20 protein-coding genes are annotated in these 14,441 nt (G+C 39.6%); 9 read left to right on the top strand and 11 right to left on the bottom strand.

The features are described 5' to 3' along the window. Positions 1–272: 272 nt before the first annotated feature. Positions 273–1,130 carry a DegV family protein gene (locus GHD25_RS03790; protein WP_164215025.1) on the bottom strand — a complete coding sequence of 286 codons (858 nt, stop codon included), beginning with the start codon at positions 1,128–1,130 and terminating at the stop codon, positions 273–275. Between the two features lie 481 nt (positions 1,131–1,611). On the opposite strand from GHD25_RS03790, the gene GHD25_RS03785 reads away from it, so the two are divergent. Next, positions 1,612–2,454, top strand: a complete 843-nt coding sequence (locus tag GHD25_RS03785; RefSeq protein WP_164215024.1) for a YitT family protein — start codon at positions 1,612–1,614, stop codon at positions 2,452–2,454. Between the two features lie 14 nt (positions 2,455–2,468). Next, positions 2,469–2,867, top strand: coding sequence for a hypothetical protein (locus tag GHD25_RS03780; protein ID WP_164215023.1), 399 nt, complete (start codon positions 2,469–2,471; stop codon positions 2,865–2,867). Between the two features lie 280 nt (positions 2,868–3,147). Here the strand turns inward: GHD25_RS03780 and GHD25_RS03775 are convergent, their stop codons facing one another. The 4 genes from GHD25_RS03775 to GHD25_RS03760 form a co-directional block, all read right to left on the bottom strand. Further along, positions 3,148–3,411: a NifU N-terminal domain-containing protein gene (locus tag GHD25_RS03775; RefSeq protein ID WP_164215022.1), complete on the bottom strand. Its 264-nt coding sequence runs from the start codon at positions 3,409–3,411 to the stop codon at positions 3,148–3,150. Between the two features lie 205 nt (positions 3,412–3,616). Then, a complete protein-coding gene (locus GHD25_RS03770; RefSeq protein ID WP_276207791.1) occupies positions 3,617–3,823 on the bottom strand; it encodes a DUF3813 family protein in 207 nt (68 codons plus the stop codon). A 1-nt stretch (position 3,824) separates the two neighbouring features. Further along, positions 3,825–3,974, bottom strand: a complete 150-nt coding sequence (locus GHD25_RS03765; RefSeq protein WP_164215021.1) for a hypothetical protein — start codon at positions 3,972–3,974, stop codon at positions 3,825–3,827. A gap of 268 nt (positions 3,975–4,242) precedes the next feature. Next, positions 4,243–5,076: an HAD family hydrolase gene (locus tag GHD25_RS03760; RefSeq protein WP_164215020.1), complete on the bottom strand. Its 834-nt coding sequence runs from the start codon at positions 5,074–5,076 to the stop codon at positions 4,243–4,245. Positions 5,077–5,210: 134 nt separating this feature from the next. On the opposite strand from GHD25_RS03760, the gene yjfP reads away from it, so the two are divergent. The 5 genes from yjfP (at position 5,211) to moaD (ending at position 7,920) form a co-directional block, all read left to right on the top strand. After that, positions 5,211–5,975: an esterase gene (gene yjfP, locus GHD25_RS03755; protein ID WP_164215019.1), complete on the top strand. Its 765-nt coding sequence runs from the start codon at positions 5,211–5,213 to the stop codon at positions 5,973–5,975. Between the two features lie 73 nt (positions 5,976–6,048). Then, on the top strand, positions 6,049–6,360 hold the full coding sequence (locus tag GHD25_RS03750) for a metal-sulfur cluster assembly factor (protein ID WP_164215018.1): 312 nt from the start codon (positions 6,049–6,051) through the stop codon (positions 6,358–6,360). A gap of 320 nt (positions 6,361–6,680) precedes the next feature. Further along, on the top strand, positions 6,681–7,217 hold the full coding sequence (gene mobB, locus GHD25_RS03745) for a molybdopterin-guanine dinucleotide biosynthesis protein B (RefSeq protein WP_164215017.1): 537 nt from the start codon (positions 6,681–6,683) through the stop codon (positions 7,215–7,217). Between the two features lie 3 nt (positions 7,218–7,220). Next, positions 7,221–7,694 (top strand): molybdenum cofactor biosynthesis protein MoaE, encoded by a 474-nt coding sequence (locus GHD25_RS03740; protein ID WP_164215016.1) that lies wholly within the window; start codon positions 7,221–7,223, stop codon positions 7,692–7,694. Beyond that, positions 7,687–7,920, top strand: a complete 234-nt coding sequence (gene moaD / locus GHD25_RS03735) for a molybdopterin converting factor subunit 1 (RefSeq protein ID WP_164215015.1) — start codon at positions 7,687–7,689, stop codon at positions 7,918–7,920. The genes GHD25_RS03740 and moaD overlap by 8 nt, the downstream gene beginning before the upstream one ends. Before the next feature lie 463 nt (positions 7,921–8,383). Here moaD and GHD25_RS03730 read toward each other — a convergent pair whose 3' ends face one another. From GHD25_RS03730 to GHD25_RS03710, 5 genes are all read right to left on the bottom strand, one after another. Continuing rightward, positions 8,384–8,686, bottom strand: a complete 303-nt coding sequence (locus tag GHD25_RS03730) for a metal-sulfur cluster assembly factor (RefSeq protein WP_164215014.1) — start codon at positions 8,684–8,686, stop codon at positions 8,384–8,386. Positions 8,687–8,698: 12 nt separating this feature from the next. Next, on the bottom strand, positions 8,699–9,946 hold the full coding sequence (locus GHD25_RS03725; protein ID WP_164215149.1) for a hypothetical protein: 1,248 nt from the start codon (positions 9,944–9,946) through the stop codon (positions 8,699–8,701). A gap of 1 nt (position 9,947) precedes the next feature. Continuing rightward, positions 9,948–10,163, bottom strand: coding sequence for a DUF2249 domain-containing protein (locus tag GHD25_RS03720; protein WP_164215013.1), 216 nt, complete (start codon positions 10,161–10,163; stop codon positions 9,948–9,950). Beyond that, entirely contained in the window at positions 10,163–10,408 is a 246-nt protein-coding gene (locus GHD25_RS03715; protein ID WP_164215012.1) for a DUF2249 domain-containing protein, read from the bottom strand. The genes GHD25_RS03720 and GHD25_RS03715 overlap by 1 nt, the downstream gene beginning before the upstream one ends. A 364-nt stretch (positions 10,409–10,772) precedes the next feature. Then, the gene (locus GHD25_RS03710; protein WP_164215148.1) at positions 10,773–11,465 is read right to left on the bottom strand and encodes a Crp/Fnr family transcriptional regulator; all 693 of its coding nucleotides are present in this window, start codon (positions 11,463–11,465) and stop codon (positions 10,773–10,775) included. A gap of 267 nt (positions 11,466–11,732) precedes the next feature. On the opposite strand from GHD25_RS03710, the gene GHD25_RS03705 reads away from it, so the two are divergent. Then, entirely contained in the window at positions 11,733–11,975 is a 243-nt protein-coding gene (locus GHD25_RS03705) for a DUF2249 domain-containing protein (RefSeq protein WP_164215011.1), read from the top strand. Positions 11,976–12,170: 195 nt separating this feature from the next. Continuing rightward, positions 12,171–13,304, top strand: a complete 1,134-nt coding sequence (locus GHD25_RS03700) for a TIGR04053 family radical SAM/SPASM domain-containing protein (RefSeq protein WP_164215010.1) — start codon at positions 12,171–12,173, stop codon at positions 13,302–13,304. A 273-nt stretch (positions 13,305–13,577) separates the two neighbouring features. On the opposite strand, the gene GHD25_RS03695 is transcribed toward GHD25_RS03700, so the two are convergent. Further along, positions 13,578–14,390, bottom strand: coding sequence for an undecaprenyl-diphosphate phosphatase (locus tag GHD25_RS03695; RefSeq protein WP_164215147.1), 813 nt, complete (start codon positions 14,388–14,390; stop codon positions 13,578–13,580). Between the last annotated feature and the right edge of the window lie 51 nt (positions 14,391–14,441).

Below are 14,441 nucleotides of genomic sequence, written 5' to 3'. Positions count from 1 at the left end.
TTATGACGGAAAAAGTACAATTTCAGCTGTTCATTAGCATAACTCGCACCCGTTTTTTAGTGAATGGGTTAGTTTTTCTTATACTTAATACCTAAAAATTTTCAACTTACTGGAATTCACTTCTTAGTTATATTTTTATGCTTTCTCAACATGAAATAAAAAGACCCAGCCTGAATGGCGGCTGGATCCTCTATTGCTGCATAGCTGCAGGTATAATAAGTTTATATTTCTTTCTTGTTTCCGTATAAAGCTCAGTATAACGTCAGATGAATTTATTCTGTTTTATTCAAGAAAAATACAGAAAGGGTTCCGGGTCCAACATGGGCTCCGATCACGGAGCCGATCATTTCTATCAGAATGTCATTTGCTCCGAATTTTTCTTTAATCATCCCTGCCAATTGTTCTGCTCTTTTCAGGTCATCAGCATGACTGATTCCAATTGTCTGATTAGTAAAGTCTGTTCCTCTTTCTTCCATTAACTCCACCATTCTTGACAGAACTTTTTTAGAACCCCTAATTTTCTCAAGCGGAATAAGCTTTCCATCTTCCACATGCAAAAGCGGTTTGATTTTGAGAAGAGAGCCTACAAATGCCTGCGTTTTGCTTACTCGTCCGCCGCGTTTTAGGTATTCCAGATCATCAACCGTAAATACATGTTCCATTTTTTTGGCATGATTAGTGCCTGAAGCTGCTATTTCCTCAAGCGTCGCTCCGTTTTTCGCCATTTCTGCTGCATGGAGGACGACAAGTCCATATCCAATCGATGCACATTTCGTGTCGATTACTTGAAAATCAGCATCCGGAAATTCTTCTTTTACTTCCTGTTCCATCATTTTTGCTGTCTGATATGTACCTGATAATTCAGAGGAAAAGGCCAGATAAATAAATGGCTTGTTTTCCCTGGCATAGGAAGTGAAAACTGTTTTAAATGTTTGCGGTGATACCTGGGAGGTTTTCGTCATTGCGCCTTTCCTCATTTCATCATAAACAGTTTTCGGATCGATATCGATAGCGTCTTTGTAATCTTTATCATCCAGGTGAACAGTTAATGGTATCATTTCAATATCATTTTCGTTATAATGTGTAGTTGATAAATCACAAGCTGAATCTGCCATTATTTTTACCGTCACTTTTTCTCACCTTCTTTATTATATATTTCTTTAAGTTTAAAGCTTGCTGCAAATATAGTCAAAGCATATTGCATGATTATTTTGCAGTTTTAAAAGTATTTGCATAAGTGGGCAGTAAAAGCCTGAAAGTGGTATGCCACAGTTAGAAAGTGAATTTTTCACTGGGCTGAGCTTTGTATTCCAAAAAATATAAGACCGTCTGGGAAAACGGTAAGACCAAGGCTGCTGTTAAGGTTTTCGGCAACATCCACTGGCTGAAGGTATACACTGGGAAAGTTTATCATTTTTAACCCGGCGAAATGTACTTTCAGGAACCCCTTTCGTGATAAACCAATTTTTTAATAAGGTAAAAGAAATCATTTGTTTTTGGTTGATACGGAAACGATTGCGCAGGTTTGTTTTAAACAAAAATAGTGAAAACTTGAGATATGAATCTTTATATGTTGGTCTATGGGAGAATAATTTTGGAAGGAGGTAAAATATGTTTCTAATCGAGGCAAAACGTATTGTTGGTGTTATGTTTGGGGCATTCTTAAATGCCATATCACTAAATTTTTTCCTCATAGGTGCAAATGTATATGCAAGTGGCTTTACCGGGTTTGCCCAGCTGACATCAAGTTTTTTCCATGACTTTGTAGGGATTGGTATTAGCACAGGGATCCTGCTTGCTTTATTTAACATACCTGTTGCCATTCTCGGCTGGTTTAAGGTGGGCAAGGGCTTTACTGTATACAGTGTTGTTTCTGTTATGTTCACTACATTTTTCCTGGAATTGCTGCCAATTATTGTTCTATCAGAGGATATTATACTTAACGCAGTTTTCGGCGGTGTGATAGGAGGAATCGGTGTCGGGCTGACGCTGAAAGTTGGGGCTTCTACAGGTGGCATGGATATTGTGGCAATGATATTGTCCCGGATGAAGGACAAACCGATTGGAACTTATTTTATGATTTTAAATTCCATTATCATTGCGTTGGCGGGGATCCTGTATGAGCCGGAGAATGCCTTGTACACACTGCTTACATTATATGTAACTACACGTGTTATTGATGCGATTCATACACGTCATGAAAAGGTGACTGCAATGATTATTACGCATAAAGCGGACGAATTGCAAAAAGCGATCCACGGGACAATGGTCCGGGGTATTACCATTTTGCCGGCAAGAGGCGCTTATACGAAATCAGATAAACATATGCTGTACCTTGTAATAACCCGATATGAGTTATATGATTTGGAACGTATCGTCAGTGAAATTGATCCACAGGCATTTACAAATATAGTACAAACAACAGGGATATTTGGATTTTTCAGAAGAGATTAAAGGAGAGTAACAAAATGAGATTTATTTTGCTGATTATAGCCATCTTGTTCTTGGCAGCTTGCGGAAATACAGAGGAATCAGTTGATGAAAATGATGCTGAACAGGATGAAGCAGGCGTTGATTTTCGGAATATAGATGTACAGACGGAAGATTTGGAAGTTAATGTAACTGGGCAGGCAAGCACAGATTCTAATGAATTTTATTACAGGGTGGAAGAGGCGGGGAATGTGATTTTGGAAGAAGCGCGCGTATCCCTGGAAGAAGCGCAGACTGACTGGAGGGAATTTGAAATAATGCTGGACTTATCAGAAAAATATTCTAATAACAACGAAGAGCCGCCAATTATTTTGTTATACGGAAAAAATAGTGAAGGGGAAATGGTAAATCCAAACTATATCCCGATTGATTTATAAAAGGAATAGTCAGGTTTTAAAAACTAAACCGGCAAGCGAAAGAAAGTATCTTGCTTTATGGTTTAGTTTTTTCATTGCCCAAAAATAATTAATGATGTCTTCCAGGAAGAATCAATTTCATATCACTTTTTACTATTGTTGGTGTTGATATAAAGCTGTCTTCAAACCTTATTAAAATCTGCTCTGTTAATAAAAAAGAGGCACCTGCTTACACAAGTGCCTCTCCATTGTGCATGTCAGCAGACGAAACTGCACCGGTTCTGCCTGCTTTCTATGTAGATTAATATCCGTGTTTTTCAAATACTTCTTCCACTTTAGGTGTCACTTCGTCCCATTCTGCATCAAACTGCTTATTTACCGTAATAAAATTTTGGTAACCGAAAACGTTGTCCACTCCCTCCAGCTCCATCAGGTCATTTAAAATTTCATGTTCACTTTTATCACCTGGCATTACAGAGATGCTGCTGGTACCTTCAAAAATAAGTTTATCCGTAGTGAATTTAATTGCATTCGGGTTTGGTGTCGCTTCAGCACGAATTCCCATTAATAAAACCTCCTTATGTCTACTCATCCTTATATTAGCAGAAAAAGCATCATTTAAAAAGAGATTAAATGCATAGGCGAAGAGGTTGGAATGGAAAAAGGACTGCCCCCTAAAAAAGGAGGCAGTTCCCACCCTTGTGTACCATAGTAAATCCGTTTCATCAACAAATGAAGTGGAAATTACATTTACACCGGGTTTGCAGAGGTTATTGCATTTCGTTATGCTGTCTCAATTGGTTTTCCAGCTGCTGCAATTGCTGTTTTTCTTCAGGTGTCGCCTGATTATAGGCTGACTGAATGGCATTTTGAACAGCCTGTTTGTCCTGAGCGTTTGCTTGGTTGTTTTGGTTATTCATGAAGTTTGTGACAGCATTTTTGGCCTGTTGAAATAGGTTATTATTATTGTTTTCCAACTTAAAACCCTCCTACAGTATGGTGATCTGCTTCCTCATGTTTACGTTCAGCTTCAGAAAAGCTTGACCTGTAAGGAAACCGCTCATCATGTTTTTTGATAGAATCAGCGCTCTGTTGACTAAATCGTTTCGACTTACTCTTTTTTCCCACGATGATTCCTCCTTCACAAGGACTGAAACAAATCTTAAGCTCAGGGCTGCAGCAAAACAGCATGACTGCAAACGGACAATTACCTGTCCGTGAAAAAAGTGAACGCATATATTGCGTTCACTTATAGTATGAATGGCAGGTGTTTTTCTATAGCAAGTAATAATTGGCAGATAAAATTGTTTTCATCCGGTGGCAAGTCAGCAGCGGCATTTCTATAAATGCTGAGTTTACACGGCGAAAATACAAAGGGAAATACTGTTAAATGGGCCTACAATGACCTCGCTTTAAGTTTTAAATAACGCTCAAGAAAATTTCCGACGCCATCTTCTTCATTGGTGCCTGTGATATGTTTAGCAACTGATTTAAGTTCATCTATGGCATTTCCCATAGCCACTCCTACTCCGGCATAATCAATCATTTCCAGGTCATTGTCTTCATCTCCAAAGGCAATAATCCGCTCTTTTGGGATATCAAAATACTTAGCAATTTTATGCAATCCAACCGCTTTGTTCATGCCTTTTTTTACTATTTCAATGATATTCCAAGGCGCCCCCCATTTCCGGTGCTCTATCAGTTCGGCGTGGAAATTGTCCAAATGGTTTCGCAGCTCATTGATATGATCTTCTCTTGGGTAAATCAGGACAGAAGTCGGGTCTTCGGACAAGTTATTTTTTACGTTGCCGATCCTAAATGGCGAGTGGTCCGGCATGGATTGAAAAATTTCCATGATTTGCGGATTATATTGATCCAGGTAAACTTGATCCATGACTTCAGCCAGAATATTATTTACATTCAAATCATAGCATGCATCAATAATCTGGTGTGCGGTTTCCATAGGCATCGGATTGTGAAGAGCATCCCATTTATTATCTCTCGGGTGATGGATTAACGCCCCGTTAAAATTAACCATCGGGGTATTTAAACCGAGCGCCTCATAAAATTCAATACTGGCTCGATGCGGTCTCCCTGTAGCAATCACCACGATATGGCCCAGCTCCATGGCAGTTAATATGGTTTCTTTTGTACGATCGCTGATCAGTTTCATATCCGTTAAAAGTGTACCGTCCAGATCAAGCGCAATTAAATGTCTTCTTTGTTCCATTCCTCTCACCTCGTTTACCATAGTTTATAGGGGAATAGAAGTGATGTAAAGTAATTATTTCTCTGCTTTGTTTGCAAACCAGGTGATAAAGGAATTAATATAAAAGAAATAGAACGTTACAAAGGAGAAGAATAATGATCGGTATATTTGAAGAGCAGCTGAATGACATTCCGGTATTACACGTCGTGGAAGCGGCAAAAGAAAAAAAAGCACTGCCGACGGTAGTTTATTTTCATGGATTTACAAGTGCCAAAGAGCATAATCTGCCATTTGCCTACCTGTTGGCTGATAGTGGGTATAGAGTAATCCTTCCCGACAGCCAATATCATGGAGCAAGAGAAATGAAAGAGGTGTCTTCCGTTAAAAAGCAGGTTTCCTTCTGGAACATTGTCATGAATAATGTAGTCGAACTGGAGGAAATGAAAAAAGAATTGGACAAAAAGGAATTGATCCTGGATGAAAGAATAGGCATAGCAGGAACAAGCATGGGGGGAATCACGACTTCTGCAGCGCTTTCCCAGTACTCCTGGATAAAAACTGCGGCTATTCTGATGGGATCCCCAAAAATAACTACATATGCCAAAACGTTGGTTGACAGCTTTAAAAAAACAGGTAATCTGCCTGTAACTGATGAAATGATTGAGGAATTATATGATGAACTGCAGCAGTACGATTTATCATTAAAGCCCGAAAAGCTAAATAACAGACCACTGTTATTCTGGCACGGAGAAAACGATGCTGTTGTCCCCTTTGATCACTCCTATACGTTTTATGAGGATGCCTCCAAGCTATATGAGAATAAAGAAGACATATATTTTATAAAAGAAGCCAACCGGGATCATAAAGTAAGCAGGCATGCAGTACTGGAAACAATCAAATGGTTTAAAAAACACTTGTAGTGTGAGTAATATCATTTAAAAAGATAAGAAAATATGTTTAAATATAGGTAAGATGATGAAGGAGGGATGATGGATGGACGAAGCATTAAAAGAAAATATGATGGGTGCGCTTGAGAACGTAATTGACCCTGAGTTGGGTATTGATATTGTTAACTTGGGCTTGATATATGATGTTGATCTGGATGATAATGGACTTTGTACCGTGACAATGACATTAACCGCCATGGGCTGTCCGCTTGCAGGCCATATTGAGCAGGATGTCCGTCACGCGCTTGCAGATATTCCGGAGATTAAAGAAATAGAGGTAAATATAGTCTGGGATCCGCCTTGGGGCAAAGAAAAAATGTCCCGCTACGCAAAAATTGCACTGGGCATACCGGATTAATAGGAAAAGGTTAATTCATGCAGAATGGATTAACCTTTTTTACACATAAGGAAACAACCATGGTGAGCCAATAGGATATCACTGCCCCGGTTTACAAAAACGCCCATTTTATTCGAAAGAGTATAGTTTTCATTTGGATGGTTTTACCAAAAACAAAAGACGAAAGATTTCAATTTTTTAAAGCGGACGAAGAAAACAAACCCGGGCGGTGTAGTAAAAGGAAGAGGGAACAGTTTTTTATGAAATCTTTATTGAATAAGTCTTGCTGCCAAAAATATATGTCAGCAAAAAGTAAAGTAATAAAAAAATGAGGAATGTACATGCATGCGAGCAAGCCTTTTATCATCTGCCAAATTGCCGGTTATAAAAATGCTGGGAAAACAACTGTAATAGAAAAACTGATTCGCTACTTTACTGTATTAAATAAGAAGACCGCTACGTTAAAGCATCATGGACATGGAGGGGAGCCGAAGCAAGTACAGGGTACAGACAGCATTAAACATTTAGAGGCTGGCTCGAGCATCAGTGGAGTCCAGGGGGAAAAACAATTCCAGCTGTCAATTGCAGATGTATCGGATTTTTCGTTGGAAAAGCTTATTTCATTGTATACTTTCATTCCGGTTGATATCCTTTTAATAGAAGGCTTTAAGCAGGCAGGTTATCCAAAAATTATTGTTTTAAAAAACGAGGAAGACAAAAAACTGCTGGCACTGTCCAACATTATCGCAGTTATTTACTGGGATGAAGATATCTTACTGTCTGATGATAAAAAAATTTTTAGGATGAAAGACTTGGATAAGGAATTGCCAAATATAGCCGCATTAATTTTAGGATTAGAGGAAATGAGGGGTATATAGCGCATGACCAGGGACTTTTGGATTACAGAAGCACCGATAGAAATAAATGATGTTGTTAAAAAGGTGACGAGGAGAGAAGCGGGAGCCATCAGTACGTTTATTGGAACAGTACGGGAATTCACCCACGGAAAAAGGACATTATATCTGGAATATCAGGCCTATAAACCAATGGCAGAAAAAAAACTGGCACAAATCGGAAAAGAGGTAGAAAACAGATGGGAAAACTCCGCCTGTGCCATTGCCCACCGGATCGGCAAACTGGATATTTCGGATATTGCGGTGGTTATTGCTGTCTCCACTCCACACCGCAAAGATGCATTTGAAGGAAGCAGCTATGCAATTGAACGAATTAAGGAGATCGTTCCAATATGGAAAAAGGAACATTGGGAAGACGGGGAACTATGGATTGGGGATCAATTGGAAACAAAATCATATAAGGATAATTTACCCCGGGAGGAGGAAATGGGTGATGATTGATGTTTTATTTTTTGCTGAATTACGGGAGACAGTCGGAGAAAATAAGCTTTCCTTTGATGTGGAAAATATTACTGTAAACGAATTAAAATCAACCTGGCTGCAGAAGTATCAGGCTGAAAACCTGGATAAGGCCATGATCGCGGTAAATGAAGAGTATGTGGGAGAAGAAACTGTTTTACGCAGGGGAGATGTCGTGGCCTTTATCCCGCCTGTCAGCGGGGGATAAAACAAAGGACGCATTTTTTGAGACTGGGACAAAACAATTTTAGTAAACAGAAACCCGAACATCCTTATACACTAAACTAAATACCCGCTCCGAAAATATACAGGCTTTCACCACTTTCCCAAGTGCGACATCCGCTCAACTCCCTTTGGTCGTTTTCCCGGTGTCTGCTTTGCCGCGGGCGGCTGGTAAGCCTCCCCGTGGGCTTCGTGTTGCAATTATCCCAGTGGTGCAGCACTCCTCGCAAGTAAAGATTGCTAACTCGTCTTTAGGGGTCTTACCGATGCCTTTGCTCCCGCAAATCTTTCCGGCGGGACGATGAACCGCTGTACCATAGTCCGAGGAGTCTACGTATATTTCCGGAGCTAATAGGTAGATTGTTCGTCTTTTCTATGCTTACTCAGTGTTCTGTCTCAGCCTCAGTGTGAGCCTGCGCTTTTAATAAGCCCGGTTTTCTAACGTTCGATCAGCCAAAACCGAGCATTTCTTTTGCTTTATCACTCATTTTGCCCGGGTTCCATTGGGGTTCCCAAACGAGGTCCACTATGACTTCACCGACTTCTGCTACCTGTGATACACGATATTTTACGCCGTTTATAATACTGTCGTGCATGGGACAGCCGGGTGTAGTAAGTGTCATTCTAATGATAACATCATGATCCTCATATACACCTATACCGTATACAAGGCCCAAATCCATAATATTAATTCCCAGTTCGGGATCAATCACTTCAAATAGAGCAGCTCCAACTTTTTTTTCCAGTGACATCATAACACCTCTCTATTTTACTAATACCATGATAATGGACAGCACGTAGGCAAGGGATGTAATCGCCAGCAACCCCTGAAATATAAATACAATGCTGCCGATTTGCCATAGTGCGCCCGCGGTTAGTCCAATTACACTTACAGAAAAACCAATGAAAAGAATTACACTTAATCTTTCATTTATCATTTCTTTCAGTGTAGGCACTTTTTCTTTGCCGATCCGTTCTGAATACTTATGTGTCCACCATAAAAATGGCACGATTTTATACAAGTAGCCAAGAATGCTAAAAACAATCCATCCCATAATATAAAGGAAAACGAGCCAGCTCCATATATTTTCATTGTTGATATCAATTAAATTCAGCAGCACGGCAAGAAAATGGATAACCAAACCATTTCCAATCGCAATTAAAGAAAAGATGAATGGCTTGTCCAATTTTTTCTTCACACGTTTTGCAAGTATCTCCTGAATATCCAGAACAAAAAAACCAAACCCTGAGAATAAGAGTATCCAGGCAATAGTATCAAGGTATGGAAAAGATATCCAAAAAGAAGCAATTAATACACTTAATCCGCTAATATACGTGATAAAAGCAGGTTTTGCCCATTTCATAGCGTATCCGTGTGACAGGCTGAACATGGGTACAAGTTTATAGGAAAACCCGAAAATTAGTAAGCTGAACCATCCCGCAACTCCCAAAGCAATGTGTGAAAAAAGTATCAGCTGATGCTCCTCTATGCCGCCATAAGCAATACTCCAGGCTAATAAAAATCCTGCTGCAATAGTGAGGAAAAAGCTTGAAATGGCTGCTAACACAAAACAGGTGATCATGGTTTTGTTTTCCTGTTTAAGGATTGTCTTCCACATTTGCAGTATAAACAACAGGATACCGAGGATGACAGGGATACCGCCGTATATAGCATAATCGGAGGCTGTTCCCAATAATACAGAAAACAATGTGATGCCAATAATTGTAACCACAAGCTGTACAAAACCTAATTTTTGACTCCATATGGGTGTTAAGAAAGCAACAGGTACAAGCTGGTACATTGCTCCCATCGCGATCATTGCTGCATAGCCCAAAAGCAGAAAATGAGCACCCATCCATATATCCGGAATGCGGAACTGCCCTGCTGTCAGCAAATCACTATTAAAGAAGAGAATCCATTGAGACGTCACAAGTGCTAAAAGGCCATACAAGATAAAACCGAGCGGCAGCTTAATGTTTGTTTCAGAAGCTAAACCCGTTCCAGATACCATCCTACTCACCGGTCTTCGTTATATTAATTTGGTAGCTGCCATCTTCCCGCGGCTCTGTTTCATGGCAGTAGCCCAGTTCATCCAGCTCTTCATATAAAAACATAGGTCTGCGGTCATTTATAATGGAAAGGGATTCTCCCGGATTTATTTTCTCCAATGCCTTTAATGTGCGCATCATTGGCTGAGGCGGCTCGAGTCCGCGGTTATCAATGACCATTATTCTGCTGCCTCCTTTTTCGTATACGTTACTTTCCAATGCTCCTTCTCCACTTGTACTGGATCGTTTTCAAATCCCTTGCGTGCCAAGACATTATGCAATGGCTCCGGGTTAAAAGGTGCATGTAAAATAAGCCCCTGTCCTTCCTGTAAGCCGCTAACGGCCCCCATGATCTTATCATAAGGTTCTTTTTTTAAGCGTATATCTTCACGGACATCCAATTCTACAAATGTTCCTTTTTCCATAACATTCACCCCTAAAAATTGAGATTAACTATATCATAATCATTTTTTAGAAGAGAGTAAGTGACCAATGTCACAAAGCTTTTTTAAAAGAAGTTTTGTACAGTTTATTATTTATGACAGAAACCAACTATATAAATCATGTTCCGGAGGTTGCTTCTCAAGTACATGGATTCCATATTTTACATAAAGCATGTCCCCGAGATCGTTTCTTACGTACATGAAGGACGCAGTTCCCTTCAATTGAAAAGGTACCGCCAATGTTTTTTCATAATGCATTCTAAAATTAGAGTAGGCAAAAAGGGTATTTGCTAAGGGGACGGCTGGGGGATTTTATTATAATAAAAAAGTGACCAAATGATGGCCACTAAAACAATTCATCTTCCAATGCGTCGTTATCCAATACCATGAAGCCTTGCTTATTTGTCTCAATTAATTTCTTCTTTTTGAGCTGGGTTAATGTTCTGCTGACTGTTTCCCTGCTTGATCCAATCATATTTGCCAGCTCCCTGTTTGTAAACTGCGATTTGATCACCGTTTTAAAATCACCTGCTTCTTCACCATAATTTTTTGCCAGCCGCAAAAGAAGCATAATGATTTGTTCATACGTATTATGCAATATTTTTTCCTGCAGTCTGCTTTGCAGATCAACTATTTTATCACCAAGTACACGGAAAAGCTTAATACATATTTCAGGGTGTGTAATGAGGAAGTTTTCGAATGACTGAATCGGAATAAATAAAAGTTCGGAATCCTCTGTAGCCTGTGAATGGGCAGGGTAATCATCCTGTCTGAAAAAACCCTGATGCGGAAACATGTCCCCGCCTTGCAAAATGTTTACAATCTGTTCTTTTCCATGTATGTCTGTCTTATAAATTTTAACCTTGCCTTTATGAATGAAATAAACATTGTTTAACGGGTCTCCTTGCATAAAGATATGGGAGCCGGAACGGTAGGTTCGATTTTTCGCGATTTCAAGAATCGGTTCCATTTCAAAATCAGTCAATCCCTTAAATAGTGGGAAGGATTGCAGTAATTCCTGGGTGGATTGCATGTTCACGTTCATTTTAAGCTCCTTTCTGAATTAAGGCTTTATAATGAATGGCTGTATCATAAATAAGTCCCTTATTTTCTATATTTGCCGGATATGTTTAGACGGCTAAACTCTCTCTATTTTTAGTTTACCACTTTCGCCAGTACAATTTTAGTAAAAGGTTATTTAAGTGATAAAAATCATATGGCGATGGTGCTGTTCATCACTGTGTTTTTCCATCGTACATCTTATGATGGAAGTGTAAATGAAAATACGTCATTAGGAGGGTTCATAATGAGCGACATACAATTTGCTGCGGAAGTCCATGCACCTGACATAGAACCAAGAATCAGACACCCAAGAATTTTTGAAGTATTTGACGGTTTAAAAACCGGTGATTTTATGCAGCTGACAAATGATCATGATCCAAAGCCGCTCCAATATCAATTTATGATAGAGCGTGGTGAAGACACATTTTCCTGGGAGTATGTAGAAGAAGGACCTGATATTTGGAAAGTTATTATAGGAAAAAAATAAATGATATCCTAAAGGTTCTGAGCTATATGGTTCAGAGCCTTTTTATAAAGTTTTCCAGCTAATATACATTATATAAAAAGTGGGGAAGTAAATATGTGTCGATTTTTTGAAAGGTGAGGAAACTGTGAAACATATCACACCCTTAAGGCTTTTGAAGGCGTAAAGTTTAACTATAGCTTATAAAGGAGTGGTAATATGTTTCCAAAAGATTATAATGAAAATCCTTTTATTGTTATTTGGGAACTGACACGTGCATGTGAACTAAAATGTTTACATTGCAGGGCGGAGGCGCAATACCACCGGCACCCGCTGGAACTGTCATTTGAAGAGGGAAAGAAATTAATAGATGATATTTACGAAATGGATAATCCCATGCTTGTATTTACAGGCGGGGACCCATTAATGCGGCCGGATGTTTTTGATATAGCGGAATATGCAGTAAAAAAAGGTGTTCGCGTATCCATGACCCCATCTGCAACGCCAAATGTCACAAAGGAAGCGATGGAAAAAGCGAAGGACGTCGGGTTGTCCAGATGGGCATTCAGCATTGATGGTCACTGTGCAGAAGTACATGATCACTTCCGCGGTACAGCAGGATCATTTGATTTAACAATGAATGCCATCAACTATTTGCATGAACTGGAAATGCCACTGCAGATCAATACCGTTATCTCCCGATATAATTATGAATACCTGGATGAAATGGCGGAAATGGTGGAAAAACTTGGGGTAGTATTATGGAGTGTGTTTTTCCTTGTACCTACCGGACGTGGGAAAGAGTCGGATATGATTTCTCCGGCAGAACATGAAAAAGTATTGCGCTGGCTGTATAAACTGTCAAAGCGTGTTCCATTTGACATAAAAACAACTGCTGCCCAGCATTACCGCCGTGTAGTAATACAAAATAAAATAAGGGAAAACAAAGGAAAAAGCGATCGCAATCACATCTATTATGAGGATGCCCTTATGAAAGGTGACACCGGAAAAATCGATGGCCTGGGACGTGCTCCAAAGGGAGTCAATGACGGAAACGGTTTTGTGTTTATTTCCCATGTTGGCGATGTTTATCCAAGCGGTTTATTGCCAATCAAAGCAGGAAATGTGAGACAAACGCCACTGGCAGCCATTTACCGTGAATCAGAGGTTTTCAAGAATTTGAGAAACCCGGATAAATATAAAGGGAAGTGCGGCATCTGTGAATTCAGGCATGTTTGCGGCGGCTCACGATCACGTGCTTATAATGTTACAGGTGATTATATGGAAAGCGAACCGTATTGTGTATATATTCCAAAAGCGATGCGGCAGAAGAGAAAATCGGCAAAAGCATAGCTGGTCCCATTATATTCAGCGTGAAAATTTGAAAATTATTTTTCGCGCTGTTTTTTAATGGTTTAGCGGTAAGGCAGTACATATACCGAAAAGATACATGGCAGTCTTGACACTACGTTAGATTTGCTGCCGGCATGTCATCGATACTACTATAGAGAACAAAATCATTGCATGGTGCCGTTAAAATCACAGGTAATGTCTTTTTTAGTGACCGGATTCTGCTGTATTAAATGATAAAATCCCCCATCAAACGATGAGGGAATGCAAACTTTTTTATAAAAATAAAATAACGAGGAAACCGACAATAAAACAATAGTAAGCAAAATATTTTAAATTTCCTCTTCGCATGATGTTAATAAACCATTTAAGGGCAAAATAAGAAGCAATAATGGATGCCATAAATGCAATGGCATACGGAATCATCAAGGTGTCGAATTCCGGATCACGAATAATGTCCGTGACAGATAATATTGCAATCCCAAGGCTTACCGGTATATATAGCAGAAAAGAGAATCGTAATGCTGTATCCTGCTTCATGCCAAGAAGCATGGCAGCAACAATTGTAGCCCCGGAGCGGCTGATCCCAGGGATCAGGGAAACTGCCTGGGCAAGCCCAATAACAACTGCATCCTTCACAGTCAAATCCCCATCATGTTTCTTGCCGCGGAGATTCCGGATGATCCATAAAGCAACCCCGGTAATCAGCAGCGTGTAGCCAACGGTTGCTACACCACTGAGCTCTTCACTGATGACATCCTCAAAAAGCAAACCCAATATTCCGGTTGGGATGGTAGCTATAACCAAAAATACGATAAAACGGAAATCCTCTTTTGCAGAATCCTCTTTTTTTGTTATGTACAGCAGGCCATTTTGTATAAGCCGTATAATATCTTTGCGATATATTATCAAAACAGCAATTAGCGATCCAATGTTGACCAATATTTCAAAGGATAACCCATCAGCAACCACACCAAAAAGATCCCGAATAATTACTAAATGTCCGCTGGAGGAAATTGGAATTGGTTCTGTAAACCCCTGAATAAGGCCTAACACCAAATATTTAATTAACGTCCAAAATTCATTCACCATTTCCATGAATAATTCACCTTCTTCTAAGCCGCTATCCCTAAATTGAGT

The sequence above is a fragment of the Virgibacillus aidingensis genome (genome assembly GCF_010994035.1).
Lineage (GTDB): Bacteria > Bacillota > Bacilli > Bacillales > Amphibacillaceae > Virgibacillus_N.
The sequence above is the reverse complement of the archived record's forward strand: the minus strand, read 5'-3'. Positions and strand labels throughout refer to the sequence as shown.